Genomic DNA, 17,393 nt, shown 5'->3' on the forward strand with positions numbered 1-17,393 from the left:
CACCCGTACGGGTGATGCCGCGTGGCCGGAGGATTCGGGCCCCCCGGCCCCGCCAAGGATCCTGACACGGATTCGGGCGTGGAGGGGCGACCATGGGCGACGACGCCGGACGGGCACGGGACTTCGAGGAACCGGCGTTTCCGCGGGGGCCGAGAGGCGCCGTCCGCGCGGAGCCCCCGCTGCGCGTGGGCACGTGGACAGAGTTCGGGGACACGGATGATGACGAGGCGTCAGAGGAATCGGCGCCGGAACTCGGGCCCGAGCACATGGTCGAGGCGGCCGTACCGCGGGCGCGCGGGGCGCGGCGCGTGCTGCCCGGCGAACCGGACCCCCGGGATGCCGGCCGACGAAATGCGGAGCCCCGGAATGCAGGCCCCCGGGATGTAGGCCCCCTGGCTGCTGCGGACCCCGACACGGACGACGAGACGACGGTGCGAGTACGCCCCGGTCGCCCCACGCGGACCAGGCCCGAGGGGCCGGAGGTGATCGCGGGCCGGGTCGAGCAGGCCGCCCCGGCATCGCACGGCTGGGCGGTCGAGGCGGAGCGGCCGGGCGAGCCCGAGGACGCCGACGAACCCGAGGGACCCGAAGAGCCCGAAGAGTCCGAAGAGCCCGAGGAGGCGGTGGGAGGTCGGCTCGGCCGGGAGGACCGCGAGTACGGCACAGCGGAGGACCCGTGGCGGAACTCCGGCCCCACGTCCGCCGCGGGGAGCGCCGAGTACCTGTCGTACGCGGCGTACCAGGAGCCGATCCCGCAGGTGAGCGCATACTCGTACGCGTACCCGGGCTTCATCGTCGAGCCCACCGCCCCGGAGCCGGGCGTGGTGTCCCCCGTCACCGCCGTGCAGGCCGAACCCGGCTCCGGACAACTGGAGTTGCGCCGAGGACGGCACACCGCAGGCGAAGGCTCCGCCGCCGAACACCTCGCGTTCGACCTCGTCAACGACAGCGAAGTGCGCCCCGCCAGAAGCCCCTTCGAGGTCGCCGTCCTGCTGGGCGCGCCCGCCCTGGCCCTCACCGCCTTGCTCTACTACTTCGGCTGGGCCCGGAGCGCCGCGATGGCCGACTTCCTCGGCTTCGACGCCGACGTGCTCGGCTACACGACGCGCGAATACCTGCTGCGCAGCGTCGACACGCTCTACCACCCGATCCTGGCCGTGGTCGGCGTCCTGCTCGCCGCGCGCATGCTGCACCCCCACGTGCTGGTACGCCTGCGCCGACACCGCCGCGCCGCCGCCCGTCTCTCCTGGATCCTGCGCTGCGCGTGGTTCGCGGTCCCGGCGGCGACGTGGACCGCCGTCTTCAAGTGGCCCGGCAAGTGGCCGCTGTTCTGGCCGCTGCTCCTGCCCTGCGCGCTGACGGTGGGTGTGCTGGTGTCGGCGTACGGCGTCCTGCTCTCACGCCAACTCGGCACTCACCGGCGCGCGACGGGAATGGGCGTGCGCCCCTGGTCGTTGTCGGTGGTACTCACATCGGCAGCGGTGGTGCTGTGCCTGTTCTGGACGCTCGGGGCGTACGCCCAGGCGGACGGCCAGGCGGCCGCACTGCGCACGGTCAAGTCGCTGCCGACGCGCACGGCGGTCGTCGTGTACTCGGCCCAGGACCTGCGAGTGGCGGCCGAACAGGGCGTCACGGCCGAGGCACTGACCGGTCGGGAGTCCCCGTACCGGTTCCGGTACGCGGGGCTCCGCCTGCTCCGACGTGCCGAAGGGCGGCTGTTCCTGCTGCCCGACAAGTGGGCCTGGGACCGTCCCAGGCTCATCGTGGTCCGTGAGGACGCCGGAGTCCGGGTGGAGTACTTGCGCGCCCGGTGACCGTTCGGGCCCGTACGATCCGGAACGCGATCGTCCGGATTAGACAAAGACCAGGTCAGACCGGGTTCGGACCAGGTGCGGGCACCGTCCCGGCGGTGCTTTAGGCCAATCGGGGCGAAGACGTCCTGTAGGCTGGTAGATCGACTCGTGTTCATCTCCAGACGCCGGCTAGAAAGCGCGGCGTCTCACAGGCTCGTTCAGGTGCTCAGCAGAAGGTCGCGGCAATTGCGACCGGTTCCGGGCTGCGGACCTCCGACGTGCCGTATTCGGAAGGTTCTGCATGCCCCCGCTGTCCCATGACTCTGTCACGCCCATGCCCGTGGACGCCGACATCACCGACGAGACCGTCACCGCGGCCGTCACCGAGACGGCCGTCGACACCGTCACCGACGCCGACACCGCGGTCCTGAGCGCGACCGAGGTCGTCGAGACCGTCGAGGCCGACAAGGCCGCCGACCCGGTCGAAGACGACAAGGCCGCCGACGACTCCGACGCCGCTGCTGCTGCTGCTGCTGCTGACGAGAGTGCCGAGACCGGCGCCGAAGCAGGCGTCGAGAACGAGGCCGGCCCCGAGCCCGAGGCCGACGAGGAGACCGAGGCCCCCGGCCCGACCTTCGCCGAACTCGGCATCGCCGACGTCCTCGTCGAGGCCCTCGACCGCCGTGGCGTGCGCCACGCGTTCCCGATCCAGGCCGCGACGCTGCCCGACGCCCTCGCCGGCCGCGACATCCTCGGCCGCGGGCGTACCGGCTCCGGCAAGACCCTCGGCTTCGGCCTCCCGACGCTGACCCGCCTGCGCGGCCAAAAGGCCCGTGCGAAGCGCCCGCTGGCGCTCGTGCTGGTGCCGACCCGCGAGCTGGCGATGCAGGTGCACGACGCGCTGGAGCCGTACGGCCGCGTCCTCGACCTGCGCATGAAGGTCGTCTGCGGCGGCATGTCGATGCCCCGTCAGATCATGGCCCTCGAACGCGGCGTCGAGATCCTCGTCGCCACCCCGGGCCGTCTCCAGGACCTCGTCGACCGCGGCGCGTGCTCGCTCGACTCGATCAGGATCGCGGTCCTGGACGAGGCCGACCAGATGGCCGACATGGGCTTCCTGCCCGAGGTCTCCGCACTCCTCGACCTGGTTCCGGCCGGTGGCCAGCGCATGTTGTTCTCCGCGACGCTGGACAACGGCGTCGACGCGATCGTCAAGCGCTACCTGACCGACCCGGTCACGCACTCGGTCGACCCGCACGCGTCGTCGGTCACCACCATGACCCACCACGTCCTCACGGTTCAGCCGAAGGACAAGGTGTACGTCACGGCCGCCATCGCGGCGCGCCGCGGTCGCACGATGATCTTCGTACGCACCAAGTTCGGCGCCGACCGCGTCGCCGCGCAGCTGCGCGAGGCCGGGGTACGCGCCGAGGCGCTGCACGGCGGCATGACGCAGGGCGCGCGCACCCGCACCCTGGCCGAGTTCAAGGAGGGGCAGACGCCCGTCCTGGTCTGCACGGACGTCGCCGCGCGCGGCATCCACGTGGACGGCATCGACCTGGTCCTGCACGTCGACCCGGCGGGCGACCCGAAGGACTACCTGCACCGCGCGGGCCGTACGGCACGCGCCGGCGAGGCAGGTGCCGTCGTCACGCTGGCCCTCCCGCACCAGCGCCGCAGCGTCGACCGCCTCATGGAGCAGGCGGGCGTCGAGCCTGAGCGCCTGCGCGTGAGCGGCAGCAGCGACCCGGAGATGCGCCGCGTCACCGGTGCGCGCACGCTGTCCGAGGTCAAGGCGCAGTCGGTCGCCGACGCGGCGGTGGCCGCCGAGGAAGAGGCCGAGCGGCTCGCCGGACGCATCATCGAGCTCAAGGCGAAGGCCGCCGAACTGCGCCGCAAGGCCGCCGAACTGGCCGAAGCCGCAAAGCGCCAGGAGAGCGAGGAGAAGTCCCGCCCGCCGCGCGCCGAGCGCTCCTACGACCGGGGCGACCGCGGGGACCGCGGCGAGCGTTCGTACGACCGCGGGGACCGGGGCGGCGAGCGCTCCTACGGCGACCGTCCGCGCCGCGACGACCGTCCGCGCGGCGACCGTTCGTTCGACCGTGGCGACAACCGCGGCGACAACCGGGGCGACCGCCCCTCCTACGACCGGAGCGACCGCGGCGGCGACCGCGGCCCGCGCCGCGACGACCGGCCGTCCTACGGCGACCGTTCGTACGGTGGCGGCCCGCGTCGTGACAACGGCGTCCGCGACGGCGCCCGTTCCGCCGGCGGCTTCCGCGACCGGCACGACAGCGGTGCGCACCGCGGTCCGCGTACGGACCGGGCCGACCGCCCCTCGTACGGCGACCGTCCGCGCGGCGACCGCCCGTACTCGGACCGCCCGTACAACGACCGTCCGCGTGGCGAGCGTCCCTCGTACGGCGACCGCCCCTCCTACGGCGACCGCCCGTCCTACGGCGACCGCCCCTACGAGCGCCCGCGCCACGACCGGCACGACGGCCCGCCGCGCCGTGAGGGCGACCGCAAGCCCCGTTGGAAGAGCTGACCCGACCTACCCCCGTCGGGCATGAGCTGAGCTGACAATGCCGAAGGGCCGCACCCGGAGTGATCCGGGTGCGGCCCTTCGGCATTGCCGTCACGTGTTGGCGCGGCCCTGCGCCGGTCCGGGGTACGCCCGAGGCTCAGCGGTCCGCCGCCGCCTCCTGCACGGCACGCCCCGCAGGCCCGCTGTCCGGCAGACGCGCGGCGGCGAGCTGTGTCGACTGTGCGACCAACCGCCCGCGCGCGTCCCAGATCTCGCAGACCTCGTCCATGAGCCCGGCCTCGATCAGGCGGGCGTGGTGGCGTACCGTCAGCGGCCCGGCGGCGGGCACGGCCCGCACGTACACGGTCAGTTGCAGCGTCGGCATCCAGCCCATCGCGCCGAGGTCCATGGTGACCGGCGGCAGGACGTCCGCGATGAAGAGCAGCGAGAGCGGGTCGGCCGGGTGCCCGTCGGCGAAGTGCACGAGGCCGCTGAACTCGCCCGTGCCGCCCGGTGCGCCGACCGCGAACCCGAGGCCGGCCGGGTCGAGTTCGAGCACGACCTCGTCCATGATCGGCAGTGACATGCCGCTGGTGGGCTCGTGTGCGGGAATGCGCATCAGGTGTTCGCGCGCGGGCAGCGGGGCCGGCGGGTTGACGCCCCACCAGGGCTCGGTGTCCTCGGCGAGCGTGCCGAGTGTGAAGGCGGCTTCGATGCAAATGCGCCCGTTCTGCACGAGGCGCGCGTGTGCCTGGGTGACGGTACGCCCGACGCGCAGCAGTTCGACGTGCACCTCGGCCTTCCCCGGTTCCGGGGCACCGACATAGCTCGCGCTCGCGGTCAGCGGATGGACGTGCCCGGCACCGGACGCGGCGGCCTCCGCCAGTGCCGCGCGGCCCATCGCGGCCAGCAGGTAGCCGCCGTTGGGCTTGCCGCCGATCGTCCAGACCGGGTCCAGGTCCACGGTGTACGCGCCACCGGCGGTCCCGAGGGGATCGTCCGCCTCCGTCGTCGCGGTGCCCGCCGCCGGGGCCACCGCGGTCGCGGTCGCGAAACCTGCCACAACCATCGCCTCCTCGCCGAAGTGCCAAGGCCGCGGCTCGCAACCGTTCCGTAGGCACCGACCTGCTCAGTTCACTAGTGAAACTGACACTAGCAGGCATAGGTTACCGACGGGTAGGGACGTGGTCGGGCACTACTGTTCCGGTCATGAAGAGGACCCCGTTCGGCGCCTGGCCGTGTTCGATCGCCCGCGCGGTCGACCTGCTCGGTGACTGGTGGACGCCCCTCGTGCTCCGCGAGGCCGTGTTCGGTGTGCGCCGCTTCGAGGAGTTCCAGCGTCATCTCGGGATCGGCCGCAACGTGCTCGCGCAACGGCTCAACAGGCTGGTGGACGAGGGCCTCATGGACCGCGTGCCGTACCAGGACCGGCCGTTGCGGCACGAGTACGTGCTGACCACCAAAGGACGCGACTTCTTCCCCGTCCTCGCCGCCATCATCGCCTGGGGCGACACATGGCTCTCGGACGACTCCGGCGCGCCGGTCGTGCTGCGGCACCGCACCTGCGGGCACGAGACGCAGGCGGTCGTGGCCTGCGCGAAGTGCGGGGATGCGCTGCGCATCGAGGACATGGAGGCGCTCGCCGGGCCCGGTCTGCCGACGGACATCGCCGACCTGGCGGTGGCGTCGGGACGCTTCCGTACGCGCGCCGCGGCGGGCGTACCGGCAGCGGAAGGGGAGCCGGCCGCGGCGGCTGCCGACTCCCCCTGACCGCCGTCACCCTGTCGGGCGTACGAACACCAGGATCTGGGCGATCGCCTTGATCAGGTCCACCGGGTCGAGCGACGGCACCGCGAGCCCGCCGGTCGCCTTGGCGATGTCGTTGAGTGTGGCCATATCGGCGTTGGCCCCGTACCCGACAGCGAAGATCGGCAGCGGCTTCTGCGGATTCTGGAGCTTCTGGAGCTGGGTCAGGAACGCCTGCTTCGACATGGTGAACGGCGTGTCCTCGTCCTTGCCGTCCGTCAGCAGGAAGATCTGGTTGAACGCGGCGGCGTTGTACTGCTTCTGCGCGTCCGCGACCGCGTCGAGGACGGTCCGGTAGAGCGGCGTCCCGGCCCCGTTCTGGGCCTGGAAGCCGGTCAGCGTCTTGACCACGACCTCCTTGCGCGACAGGTCGCCGACCTTGGCCTCCAACGCGCCGAGCGGCACGCGCTCGACCCATGGCCCCTTCTGCGTGGGCGAGACCGCGAAGTCGCGTACGCCGACCTCGGTCGTCTTGCCGAGCAACTGCGTCGTCTCGACACTCGACGCGCGCATGATGTCGGCCTTGGTCTTGCCGCCCTTGCCCTGCACCGGCTCGTTCATGGAGCCGGAGCCGTCCACAAGGATGAGCACCCGGAACGGCATCGGCTTGTAGTCCGCCCAGGCCTGCACCATCTTGACCACCTGCGTCAGGTCGCCCTGTTGCGGCGCGGCCATCGGCGTGGGGGGCGCGAACTTGACGTTGGGCAGCACGCTCACCGGCGGCTGCTGCTCGGGGCCCCGGAACCCGGCCTCGGTCACCGCCTTCACGCCCTCGGGCGAACGCAGCATCCCCAGAACCTCGTTCGCCCGCTCCGCCACCTGCTTGTCCGCGGCGGCCGCCTGCGACAGCACGGCCGGGTAGTCGGCCTGCACGAGGGTGCCCGACGGGTAGAGGGGCACGTACGGCACCGCAGGGCGCGCGTTGTCGTACGCCCACAGGGCCTGCTCGGTCACCACGAACGCGCCCACGTCGGCAAGCGCCTGCTGGCCGTTGGGCATCCGGGACGAGGTGGACAACAGGGTCGCGGCCGGCGTCTCGGCGTCGCTGATGTTGCTCCGGAATGCGAACGTCTTCATCGCCGCGACGGTCGGATCGGCATTCGCGCGGGCCATCGCCGCACTCACCGCGACGACGCCGAGCAGTCCTTCCGTCGTCCGGGTATTGCTGACCGTGAACTTCGGCAGCGTCCGGTCGTCGATGCGGTTGAGCAGCGTCAGCCAATCCGGCGGGCGCTCCAGCCACTTCTGCTGTACCGCGACCTGCTCGGGGGCGGCCACGACGAGCGGAGTGAAGGCGACGGGAGCTCCGGTGAGCGGATAAGGATTCCGGTCGCCCAATGCCGCCGCGGCTTCCTGGAGGCGCATGGACGAATCGGCTATCCACAAATCGGGGGGCTGCTCGGCACCCGTGCGCAACGCACCCAGAAGCTCGGCGGCGGAACGTCCCGTCACCTCCACCGAGGCGCATCCCCGCGAGTCGTTGACGCGTTTCGCGACGTCCGCGGCAACCGGCGCGAACTCCGGTGCGGTGACCACCTTCACGGGCTTCGGCTGTTGCGCGCAGGCATTGGCCGCGGCGGCATTCTCCGGCGACTTGTTCTGGTCCGGCCGGTGGTAGATCAGCACGTAGGCGGTAGCCACGGCGAAGAGCACGAGAAAAGTGATCACGGCGAACAGCGGGCCGCGTCCGCGCCGCCCGCCGCGCCGCTGGCCGCCGGGCCCCGGGCCGCGCGCCCGCCGCCTGCGGTCGACCCGGGACGGCGGTAAGTGCTGCGGGGCCTGGTACGCCGCGGGCGGTGCCGCGGACGGCGGTGCCGCGTACGACTGCTGCCGTCCGGTACGCGCGGTCGCGGGCTGATCCGCGGACCAGGGCACTCCGGCAGGTGGTTGGTGCGGGAGGTCGCGCGGGTTTACCGGATTGACCCGGCGGTGCCCTCGCGAGCCCCCCTGCCCATGACGCCGTTGTCTGCTCGCCATCGATCCTTGTCCCCCGACGTATCCGAAGTCTGAGAAGGAATCCGACGTGCCAAAGAACACCAGTCGGAACAATAGCGCGTATAAAACAAGATCATTCAAAAATGCGCATATTACTGAAAGTAACGCAACATCGGTTCTCGCTATGGAGACAAATTCCCTCGCCCGGCCGGTGAGCCAACTCAGCTGTGCGGCCCCGGGTACTAACGGACCGTCAGGAAGATCACCCGGCGTCCAACGCGGAGCTCGGCATCTGTCCGCTTTTCCCCGGGATATTCCCGTCGCTTACCGTCGCGGCCAATGCGGCGGCCGTACAAGGAGTCACGAAAGGCGGTGGTGCGGCGCGGAATTCCGCAGGCCTGTCGGACGCCTCTGCCGGAACTCCCGGGACGGGCGGGACGATCGGCCAACCACCCACAGTGGCGATCGCGCCACCGGCGCCGGGAAGCCGGGCTCCGCGGGGGCGCATCAGGCGCGATGTGGGCGCGATTCGGGAGTGCTCCGGAGGGGATTCGGGTGCACGCACCGGGTCGCGTACGCGACTATTGCGCCCGCCCGGTGGGCGCGACTTGCGTAGGCGCCGTGTGCACCCGCCTTGTGCACCCGCCCTTCTGCGGCCGGCTTCTGCGGCCCGGCCTTGGGCGGCGAGATCCCGCGTACGGGTCCCGACGGGACCCTGACACGCTCCGGACGGCCCCCGACGGGCATTGACCGTGATCGGCAATTTTGGTTAGCCTCACCTAATATTCTGCGGCGCGATCACCGCCGCCCAGCACGCTCGCGTGGCCTCGCGCCCAAGTCACCAGCGGGAGGCCACAGTTGTCCGCCGACGTGTCGGCAATACGTACGGGCTCGGCGGCACGCGCGGGCAAAGCGCGACTCGGGACGGGCCTGGCCGTGGCCGTCGCCGCCCTGGCCCTCCTCTGCCTGGTCAGCATCTGGGTCGGCACCCGCGGCATCTCCTTCACCACGACGTGGGAGCTGCTCTGGCACAACGACGGCTCCAAGGCGGCCGTGGTGATCCACGACTACCGCATCCCCCGTACGCTGCTCGGCCTCGTCGTCGGCGCCGCGCTCGGCCTGTCCGGCGCGCTGATGCAGGCGCTCACCCGCAACCCGCTCGCCGACCCCGGGCTGCTCGGCGTCAGCCTCGGCGCCGCGACCGGCGTGGTCGTGGCGATCACCTTCGTCGGCATCGGATCCCTGCTCGGCTACGTGTGGTTCGCCCTCGCAGGCGCCGCACTCGCCTCGGCCGCCGTCTACATCCTCGGGTCGTCGGGGCGCGGGGCGGCGACACCCGAGCGCCTGGTGGTGGCCGGAGCCGCGATGACCGCGGTGCTGTACGCGTTCGATACCGGCGTACTCGTCCTCCGCCCGCGCGCCTTCGACGAGTTCCGCTTCTGGACGGTCGGATCGCTGGCGGGACGCAACATCGAGGTGGTGCTGACCGTCCTGCCGTTCATCTCGGTCGGCGGCCTGATGGCGCTGCTGCTCACCCGGTCCCTGAACGCGATGGCCCTCGGCGACGAGGTCGGCCGCGGGCTCGGCGTGCACATCGGGCGTACGCGCGTGCTCAGCGCAATAGCGGTGATCCTGCTGTGCGGTGCGGCCACCGCGGCGGCGGGACCGATCGGGTTCGTCGGACTCGCCGTCCCGCACATGGCGCGCTTCATCGTCGGCCCCGACCAGCGGTGGGTGCTGGCGTACTCGGTCGTGCTGGCGCCCACCCTGCTGGTCGGCGCGGACGTCCTCGGCCGGGTGCTCGCCTCTCCGTCGGAGATCCAGGTGGGCATCGTCACCGCGATCCTCGGCGGCCCGCTGTTCATCGCGCTGTGCCGGCGCCGGAAGTTGGTCATGCTGTGAGCGCCGTCATCCGCACGCCCGGCGGACGCATTTCGCTGCGCGTCGAGACCCGCCCCGCCGTCGTGGCCATTCTGCTCGCCGTGATCCTGGTCGTGGTGATGGGCATCACCCTCACCACCGGCGAGTTCGAGCTGACCGTGCCGGACGTACTGCGCGCACTGGTCGGACAGGGCAGCACGAAGGCCGACTTCGTGGTCAACACGCTGCGCCTGCCACGTCTCCTCACCGCTGTCCTGGTCGGCGCGGCGCTCGCGGTGAGCGGTGCGATCCTGCAGAGCCTGTCCGGCAATTCGCTCGGCAGCCCGGACGTGATCGGCTTCACCAACGGCTCCGCGACGGGCGCGCTGATCGTCATCATCGTGCTCCAGGGGAGCATGACCGAGACGGCGATCGGTGCGCTGATCGGCGGGCTGGTGACGGCGATTGCCATCTACCTGCTGGCGTACACCGGTGGCGCGCCCGGGTTCCGCCTCGTCGTGATCGGGATCGGGGTCAGCGCGATGCTGCTGGCGCTCAACTCGTACCTCATCACCCGGGCGCGACTCCAGGACGCGCTGGAGGCGCAGAGCTGGCTCATCGGGACGCTGGGCCACCAGAACTGGGACCAGGTACGCGCGATCGCGTTCGCCTGCGCCGTCCTCATGCCCACCGGGCTGGCGTACGCGCGCAAACTCTCCATGCTCGAAATGGGGGACGACACCGCGGGCGCCCTCGGCGTCGACGCCCGCCGCGCCCGCCTGGTGCTGCTGACCGTGAGCGTCGCGTTGGCCGCGGTCGCCACCGCGATGACCGGGCCGATCTGGTTCATCGCCCTCGCCGCGCCGCAGCTCGCCCGCCGCCTCGCGCGGCCCAGCGGGCCCGGCCTGGTCACCGCGGCACTGATGGGCGCGGTCCTGCTCACCACGAGCGACCTCGCGGTGCAGCGCATCTTCGAACCGTCGATCGTCCCGGTCGGCGTGGCGACGGGCACGATCGGCGGCCTCTACCTCATGTGGCTGCTGGTCACCGAGACCCGCAAGAACCGCGCCTGACGCCCACGTTCCGACCGCGCGAGGCCGTCGGATGCGCGTCGCCCGATGCGCCGAAACGCCGGATGCCCTGGCCGCGGGTGCGAACACCGCGGCCAGGACATCCGGCGAAACGTTCCGTGACCCTGCTGTCGGGTGCCCCCTGCTATCCGGTACCCCTGCTACCGCGCGATCAGCTCTTCGCCGTCATGAGCGGCACGACCTGGTCGATCGCGTAGGGGATCGACAGAACCGTGTTGAACGAGAACGCCGCACCGATGTCCGGGTTCTCGTACGGGATGAACAGGTCGCGCTTCTCCTGCGCCACCTTCAGCTTCGCGTACAGCGGCTCGGCCTTGATCCGGTCGTTGGCCGACGTACTGGAGGTCACCCACACCAGGCGGTCCGCGTCGAGGAGGTCGAGCTTCTCCGCGCTGAACTCGGCGACGTTCGCCCCCTTCTGCGCGTTCTCGTCGATGCGCGGCGCGAGCTTGAAGCCCATCTCGTTGAAGAAGATCGCCTTCGGATCGGTCTTCGTGAACGCCGCGTACTTCCCGGCCTCGAAGCTGTCCGCGACGATCAGCGTCTGCGCCGCGAACTCGGGGTGCTGCTCGCGCACCGTCTTGAAGCGCGTCTCGATGCCGGTGATCAGCGTGTCCGTCTCGGTCGCCTTGCCGAGCGCCTTGCCGATCTGGCGCGTCATGACCTGCCAGGGCGCGGCGTAGTCCTCGTGCCCCTTGGGCTGTGCGACGACGGGGGCGATCTTGCTGAGCGTGTCGTACTGCTCCTGCTTCATCCCCGAGTAGACGGCGATGATCAGGTCGGGATCCAGTTCGAGGATCTTCTCCATGTTGTACTCGTCACGCTCACCGACGATCTGCGGCGGCGTCGTACCCCACAGGTCCTTGGCCCACGGCCACTTGCCGTACGGCTTCTCCTTGAACCACTCGATAGCCCCGACCGGCTTGGCACCGAGCGCGAGCACCGTGTCGTGGTCCGAAAGGCCAAGGGTGACGATCTTCTTCGGCGCCTCCTTGACCTCGGTGCTGCCGTACTTGTGCTCGACGGTCACCGGGAAGACGCCGGCCGACGCGGCCGCATTGTCGGCACCGGGCTTCGCCTCCGGCTTGTCGTCGTCGCCCCCTCCGCACGACGACAACGTGAGCACTGCGGCAACGGCCACCGCCACGGACGCCAGGCGTCTGGCAAGTCTCGGCCGACCTATGGAGGAACCTGTGGGCACGACCGCCCCTTTCACGACGGGGGCATCCCGGAACCCGGCCCACCCCAGAAAATTTAGGCAAAGCTAACCTAACCTCACCCTCCCATGGAAGATCCACTAGCCCCTCCGACGGGCCACCACGCGCGGCACCCCCGGATACTCGAAGCGCGTTCGCGGCGATACCGGTACTCTGCCGATGGGCAATCCCGGCTCCGCGCCACCGCCCACCAGGGCCGCTAGCTCAATCGGCAGAGCAGCGGACTTTTAATCCGCGGGTTCAGGGTTCGATCCCCTGGCGGCCCACCCGAGCAAGCGCCCAGATCAGGCCACTGACCTGGGCGTCTGTTATTTACATGTGCGCCATCCGATCAGCACCCATCTCACATCGTGGGAACCTGGGCGCATGGGTGCAGCGCTAGTGCATGCAGACCTGCGTCGGCCGAGTGCGGCATCGCACGGCGTGACGGCCAGGCCCCCAGCCGGGGAAGGGCAGGTCCCCAAGGAATCGGACTCAGCGGCTACGGACGACAACGACCACCGCTCCGTGGACTCTCGACCCGGACACGCCGGGCGGGTGGACCGCCGAGACCGTGCCCAGATGTCCGAGTAGCGGTTCGTCGTGACGCACCCGGCCCGCTCGGGCGCAGTGCGCGCGGCCGCGCCGGGACTTTCACAGCGGCGACCGAACGGGCCCCGCCGGACGCGGTGGGGCCCGGGGTCGTTGAAGGCACGCTCTTGTTCGTGAGGTATCAGGCGGACTGGGCGTTGTGCAGGGCGGCCAGGTGTTTGCGTCCATCAGTGATCAGGCGGTCGTAGACGGCGTTTTCGAGTGGTAGGAGTCGGCGGCGATCGAGACGAACATCTGCAGGCCGTAGCCCAGGTTCTCCTGCTTGAACTCCGAGTCGAAGACTTTGCCGGCGATGAAGCCTTCGAACGCCTCCATCGACGCCGCCCCGGCACCGACCGCCTTCTCGGCGGTCTTCTTGACCTTGTCGGCGGTGTCCGGCTCTACCTTGGCACCTGCTGCGGCTGCGTTCGCCCTCGTGGTTCGGGACGGCGCCGTCACCGATGGCGGACATGCTGGAAGCGCTTGACGCGCGGCCCGGAAACTTCACGGTCGAGATCGGTACGGGCACCGGGTACAACGCCGGTCACGACGGCGGGCCCGGAGATGTAGTTCGTGCTGATGGTCCCGCCGACGTGCTCTCCTCGGTGATGACCTCCTTCGAGCATCGCCACCGGCACTTTGGTGGCGTTCAGCTTTCGCTCGAACATCGACGCCGTGGTGAACTTCGATCCGATATTCGTCGGCCTGTACGGCTTGGCGATCGGACAGCTCGCCCTCGTGGCGTTCGGCGTCCTCCTCGTCGGCTCCGAGTACTCCTCCGGGACGATCCGGACCTCGCTGGCGGCGGTGCCGCGGCGCGGCATGGTCTTCGGCGCGAAGGTCCTGGTCGGAGCGCTCGTGGGTCTGGTGGTCTCGGTGGCCACCGTGATCGCCACCTTCGCCGTGTCCCAGGCGGCGCTGGGGCCGTACCGCACGACTTTCGGAGTGGACGGCGTGCCGTCCGCCGTCGCGGGTGGTTGCGCGTACCTGACCCTCGTGTGCGTGTTCTCCATCGGAGTGGCTGCGCTGCTGCGGAGCTCCGTCGTCTCGCTGGGGATCCTGATCCCGCTGCTCTTCCTCGGGTCCCAGGGGCTCGGGAACGTCCGGGCGCTGAGAGCCGCCGTGCAGTACTTCCCCCAGCAGGCCGGCATGGTGCTGATGCACCTCACCGGCCCGCAGGACGACCCGCGGTTCGCGCACGACTACGGCGTATGGGGCGCGCTGGCGATCCTGCTGGCGTGGACGGCCGCCGCGCTGACCGGAGGCTGCCTGACGCTGTACCGCCGCGACGCGTGAGACCACCGGAGCGCCGTCAGCTGCCGGCAAGGCCTGGGGACGGGAGCGGGGCGAAGTCGACGAGCAGCGCCCGGGACCGGCCGAAAGCCGGAGCGTACGGACACCCTCGGCGAGCTTCAACGAGCCGTCGTGGTGCGCACGCGCGACGTCAGGACGAGGGGTCCGCTTCGGACGGGATGCCGGTGTCGACGAGGATCTGTTCTGCTTCGGCGAGATTCTCGAGGTCCAGGGCCTGCGTCATGGCCTGCTGGGCCTGCGGCTGGGTCGCGTGCGGCGGCACCACGAGCAGCGCGAGGAGGTTTTCGTCGTCGCGCGTGATCAGGAGGGTGTCGTCGCCGAGTGGGAACCAGTCGACGTGCACGATGCGGTGATCGATGAACAAGTGGTCCGGGACCCCGTCCCACGCGTCCCGGTCCAGTCCGACCCTCGTGATCGGACCCATGCGTGCGGCCAACGCGGTGACGAGTCCGCGCAATTGCGCCCCGATGTCGCGGGAGCGCGGCCACCACGCGCCGTCGAGCATCCCGTGTCGAACCCCGGTGACCTGCGGCCTGAGCAGCACCGTGCCGGGAGTCACCCGCTCGTGTGTCGTCCCCTGCCCACGCCCGCGTCGTCGCGGGGTCTCCGCTTCAGGCATCGGACACCACCCGTCCGCAGGGCTCACGGTGAGCTCTGTTCCGCCGCGACGGTGCCGCCCAGGACGGGTACGGCGCGCAATGGTCCCGGCACCTACCCACGCTACTCCGGCTGCCGCGTGTCCGACGGACCGCGCGGCAGCCGGACCGGGAACGTACCGGAAATCGGACCGGCACGCGGGCGACGCCGGCACTCCGTCGAAGACGGCTTCGGAGTCGCAATTACCCAGGGATTTAAGGCCGTTCGTCGCCATCTGCAGGGCGCGCCGCGGACTCGCGTAGAATGGCGTGTCCGGGGCTACTCGCATTTCGGCGGTCAAGCCGGTTTCGTCCTGGAAGAACCGCTACGCCGGACCGCGTTCGACGCCGTGTCCGGGGCAAGGTTTCGGGACACCGTGACGCTTCATCTCTCTCCGCCGCTCACCGCGCAGAACGCCAGTGTCGCCGATGCCATGAGCATCTGTGACCTGACGATCAGCGAGAACACCACCGTCGACGAGGCCCTGGCCATCCTCGACAGAGACCCCACCATGCAGCACCTGCTCGTCGTGGATCAGGGCGGCCGATGCGAAGGGGTGGTGACGCGGGTGAGCCTGGCCGCGTTCCTGGCCCGGTCCTGGTACAGCCAGCGCACGCCGGTCCGGGACACCCACCACCAGCGCGGGCCCTTCGCTTGGCCCGGCATGCCACTTGCTCTCGCGGCCAAGTCCATGCGCGTGAAACGCCAGACCGTGTGGCCGGTCGCCGACGACGACGGCCGCCTTGTCGGCGTGCTCGACTTCCGGTCGGTGCAGGACCTCCTCCTCCGGGTTTCCTGACCCGTCGACAGATTCCCGGGCGCGGCCGCCGAGGCCGCGCCCCTCGCGCGGCCCGCCGCCCCGGGATCCGGGGTACTCTCGGCGTACCGGGCATATTTCGTACGCCGACCCCGATGTCGGTGTCGTCCTCGGCGAAAGACAACGCCGGACGGGTGACACCCGACCGGAGTCAGGTCGACTTGCATGACCATGACCAATCCCTCCGCACCGGCCCGCCTGGCGTTCGCCCCGGCGGGGCGGAACCGGAGCCGCATCGACGGCGCCTGGTGGCCCCGCTCCCGCGACCTCGCGGCCGAACTCCCTTCGCTGGGCCTGGCGATGACGGGCCTCGGGGTGATCACCCGGGCGACGGTGAACCCCAGGCACTGGGACAGCGTCCCGCGGCTGGTACGCGTGTCGGGTCGCCCGCTGAAGGTCGGCTGGTTTACCGACGAGCAGGACGAGCACGAGATCATGCTGCTGTCGTACCACGCGGCACGTTGGGAACTCCTCGTCGTCCCACCGGAGACGGACTCCGCGGTGGCCGCTCAGCTCATGGAGGCGGCCGCCTCACCGGACGACCTGCGCGGCGCCGGCGAATTGATCCGTGCCATGGTTCGTCCGCTTGAGTCCGTGGTCGGGTCGAATGGCCGGGCTAAGCCCGGGTATCGACAGTTGGTATGACTGGCATGACCCGGACCACGACCCGAGCGGTCCCGCGGTCAGGCCGGAGCGACTTCTCCGTCCTGTCCCAACAGATCACGGAAGCCGGGCTGCTCCGGCGACGCCCCGGCTACTACACGGCCAGGATCGCCCTGGTGGCCGCCGGCTACGTCGGCGGCTGGACCCTCTTCGCAATGGTCGGCAGATCGTGGTGGCAGCTGGCGGTGGCTGTCCTCCTCGGCGTCATGTACGCGCAAGTCGCCTTGCTCGCCCATGATCTGGCGCATCGTCAGGTGTTCCGCCTGCGAAGGCCCAGCGAGGCCGGCGGACGGCTGGCGGCCAATCTGTGCGTCGGTATGAGCTACGGGTGGTGGCAGGACAAGCACACCCGGCACCACGCGAACCCGAACCACGAGGGCCTCGACCCCGACGTCGTACCGGACATCCTGGTCTGGTCGACCGGGCAGGCACGCGACGCGCGCGGGATCGCCCGGCGGATCGGGCGGGTGCAGGCGTTCCTCTTCTTCCCGCTGCTCACCCTCGAAGGCCTGAACCTGCACGTGTCCAGCGTGCGTGCGCTCTTCCGTCCGGAGTTCCGGCGCAGGAGCCTGGAGTCGGTGCTGCTCGGCGCCCACATCGTGGGATACCTCGGCGGCCTGTGGTTCGTCCTGGGGCCGGTGGGCGCGCTGTTGTTCCTGGCGGTCCACCAGGCGGTATTCGGCGTCTACCTCGGCTGCACGTTCGCCCCGAACCACAAGGGCATGCCGATGCTCACGGACGCCGACCAGCGGCCGGACTTCCTGCGGCGCCAGGTGCTCACCTCGCGGAACGTACGCGGCGGCCGGCTCGTCGAGGTGCTGCTCGGCGGCCTCAACCACCAGATCGAGCACCACCTCTTCCCCAACATGCCGACGCCGCACCTGCGCCGCGCCCGGCCCATCGTCAAGGCGCACTGCGCCCGACTCGGCATCTCCTACACGGAGGCGGGGCTGATCGCCTCGTACGCGCAAACCCTTCGGCACCTGCACCAAGCCGCCGCACCTCTGCGACGGCCGGCGGCATTGTCGGTCTGACCCGTGACAGAACCCGTCCCCGATGTGCGCCGCGGTGCGGCAATCACGCTGCCGCCAACGGCATTTCGCGGTGTTTCCGGGTTTGCCGAATCTGCCCGACCACACGGTTAGGATCCCAGGGGTCGGCCAT

The 17,393-nt window shown here is 70.6% G+C and carries 15 protein-coding genes and 1 tRNA gene; 10 read left to right on the forward strand and 6 right to left on the reverse strand.

Translation table 11 applies throughout. From position 1 onward, the window contains the following. Window positions 1–92: 92 nt before the first annotated feature. Both ACWD12_RS13775 and ACWD12_RS13780 read left to right on the forward strand, forming a co-directional pair. Window positions 93–1,814 (forward strand): hypothetical protein, encoded by a 1,722-nt coding sequence (locus tag ACWD12_RS13775; protein ID WP_450099722.1) that lies wholly within the window; start codon window positions 93–95, stop codon window positions 1,812–1,814. A 313-nt stretch (window positions 1,815–2,127) separates the two neighbouring features. After that, the gene (locus ACWD12_RS13780) at window positions 2,128–4,341 is read left to right on the forward strand and encodes a DEAD/DEAH box helicase (RefSeq protein WP_450099723.1); all 2,214 of its coding nucleotides are present in this window, start codon (window positions 2,128–2,130) and stop codon (window positions 4,339–4,341) included. Window positions 4,342–4,477: 136 nt separating this feature from the next. On the opposite strand, the gene ACWD12_RS13785 is transcribed toward ACWD12_RS13780, so the two are convergent. Beyond that, window positions 4,478–5,383, reverse strand: coding sequence for a thioesterase family protein (locus tag ACWD12_RS13785; protein WP_450099724.1), 906 nt, complete (start codon window positions 5,381–5,383; stop codon window positions 4,478–4,480). A 146-nt stretch (window positions 5,384–5,529) separates the two neighbouring features. Between ACWD12_RS13785 and ACWD12_RS13790 the strand changes: the two genes are divergently transcribed. Continuing rightward, a complete protein-coding gene (locus ACWD12_RS13790) occupies window positions 5,530–6,090 on the forward strand; it encodes a winged helix-turn-helix transcriptional regulator (RefSeq protein ID WP_450099725.1) in 561 nt (186 codons plus the stop codon). Between the two features lie 6 nt (window positions 6,091–6,096). Here the strand turns inward: ACWD12_RS13790 and ACWD12_RS13795 are convergent, their stop codons facing one another. Beyond that, window positions 6,097–8,001 (reverse strand): hypothetical protein, encoded by a 1,905-nt coding sequence (locus ACWD12_RS13795; RefSeq protein ID WP_450099726.1) that lies wholly within the window; start codon window positions 7,999–8,001, stop codon window positions 6,097–6,099. Between the two features lie 918 nt (window positions 8,002–8,919). Here ACWD12_RS13795 and ACWD12_RS13800 point away from each other — a divergent pair. Next, on the forward strand, window positions 8,920–9,963 hold the full coding sequence (locus ACWD12_RS13800) for a FecCD family ABC transporter permease (RefSeq protein WP_450099727.1): 1,044 nt from the start codon (window positions 8,920–8,922) through the stop codon (window positions 9,961–9,963). Further along, on the forward strand, window positions 9,960–10,994 hold the full coding sequence (locus ACWD12_RS13805; RefSeq protein ID WP_450099728.1) for a FecCD family ABC transporter permease: 1,035 nt from the start codon (window positions 9,960–9,962) through the stop codon (window positions 10,992–10,994). The genes ACWD12_RS13800 and ACWD12_RS13805 overlap by 4 nt, the downstream gene beginning before the upstream one ends. Window positions 10,995–11,163: 169 nt before the next feature. On the opposite strand, the gene ACWD12_RS13810 is transcribed toward ACWD12_RS13805, so the two are convergent. Further along, complete coding sequence (locus ACWD12_RS13810; RefSeq protein WP_450099729.1) at window positions 11,164–12,153, reverse strand: iron-siderophore ABC transporter substrate-binding protein; 990 nt, start codon at window positions 12,151–12,153, stop codon at window positions 11,164–11,166. Window positions 12,154–12,422: 269 nt separating this feature from the next. On the opposite strand from ACWD12_RS13810, the gene ACWD12_RS13815 reads away from it, so the two are divergent. Further along, window positions 12,423–12,495: transfer RNA gene (locus tag ACWD12_RS13815), tRNA-Lys, on the forward strand. A 499-nt stretch (window positions 12,496–12,994) separates the two neighbouring features. Here ACWD12_RS13815 and ACWD12_RS13820 read toward each other — a convergent pair. Both ACWD12_RS13820 and ACWD12_RS13825 read right to left on the reverse strand, forming a co-directional pair. Next, window positions 12,995–13,258, reverse strand: a complete 264-nt coding sequence (locus ACWD12_RS13820; protein WP_450099730.1) for a hypothetical protein — start codon at window positions 13,256–13,258, stop codon at window positions 12,995–12,997. Then, window positions 13,255–13,467, reverse strand: coding sequence for a hypothetical protein (locus ACWD12_RS13825; RefSeq protein WP_450099731.1), 213 nt, complete (start codon window positions 13,465–13,467; stop codon window positions 13,255–13,257). Before ACWD12_RS13825 ends, ACWD12_RS13820 begins: the two co-directional genes overlap by 4 nt. 7 nt (window positions 13,468–13,474) lie before the next feature. Between ACWD12_RS13825 and ACWD12_RS13830 the strand changes: the two genes are divergently transcribed. After that, window positions 13,475–14,095, forward strand: coding sequence for an ABC transporter permease subunit (locus ACWD12_RS13830; protein ID WP_450099732.1), 621 nt, complete (start codon window positions 13,475–13,477; stop codon window positions 14,093–14,095). 148 nt (window positions 14,096–14,243) lie between these two features. On the opposite strand, the gene ACWD12_RS13835 is transcribed toward ACWD12_RS13830, so the two are convergent. Beyond that, window positions 14,244–14,672 (reverse strand): DUF5994 family protein, encoded by a 429-nt coding sequence (locus tag ACWD12_RS13835; RefSeq protein WP_450099733.1) that lies wholly within the window; start codon window positions 14,670–14,672, stop codon window positions 14,244–14,246. Between the two features lie 453 nt (window positions 14,673–15,125). On the opposite strand from ACWD12_RS13835, the gene ACWD12_RS13840 reads away from it, so the two are divergent. From ACWD12_RS13840 to ACWD12_RS13850, 3 genes are all read left to right on the forward strand, one after another. Beyond that, on the forward strand, window positions 15,126–15,548 hold the full coding sequence (locus ACWD12_RS13840) for a CBS domain-containing protein (RefSeq protein ID WP_450099734.1): 423 nt from the start codon (window positions 15,126–15,128) through the stop codon (window positions 15,546–15,548). A gap of 183 nt (window positions 15,549–15,731) precedes the next feature. Continuing rightward, complete coding sequence (locus ACWD12_RS13845; RefSeq protein WP_450099735.1) at window positions 15,732–16,211, forward strand: DUF5994 family protein; 480 nt, start codon at window positions 15,732–15,734, stop codon at window positions 16,209–16,211. A gap of 5 nt (window positions 16,212–16,216) precedes the next feature. Then, the gene (locus tag ACWD12_RS13850; RefSeq protein WP_450099736.1) at window positions 16,217–17,263 is read left to right on the forward strand and encodes a fatty acid desaturase family protein; all 1,047 of its coding nucleotides are present in this window, start codon (window positions 16,217–16,219) and stop codon (window positions 17,261–17,263) included. Window positions 17,264–17,393 lie beyond the last annotated feature (130 nt).

This window comes from Streptodolium elevatio, from assembly GCF_053592165.1.

Coding starts and splice junctions, on each gene's coding strand:
- ACWD12_RS13850 (WP_450099736.1), top strand. CDS start 16,217: ATGACCCGGACCACGACCCGAGCGGTCCCGCGGTCAGGCCGGAGCGAC.
- ACWD12_RS13790 (WP_450099725.1), top strand. CDS start 5,530: ATGAAGAGGACCCCGTTCGGCGCCTGGCCGTGTTCGATCGCCCGCGCG.
- ACWD12_RS13845 (WP_450099735.1), top strand. CDS start 15,732: ATGACCATGACCAATCCCTCCGCACCGGCCCGCCTGGCGTTCGCCCCG.
- ACWD12_RS13775 (WP_450099722.1), top strand. CDS start 93: ATGGGCGACGACGCCGGACGGGCACGGGACTTCGAGGAACCGGCGTTT.
- ACWD12_RS13780 (WP_450099723.1), top strand. CDS start 2,128: ATGCCCGTGGACGCCGACATCACCGACGAGACCGTCACCGCGGCCGTC.
- ACWD12_RS13825 (WP_450099731.1), bottom strand. CDS start 13,467: ATGTTCGAGCGAAAGCTGAACGCCACCAAAGTGCCGGTGGCGATGCTC.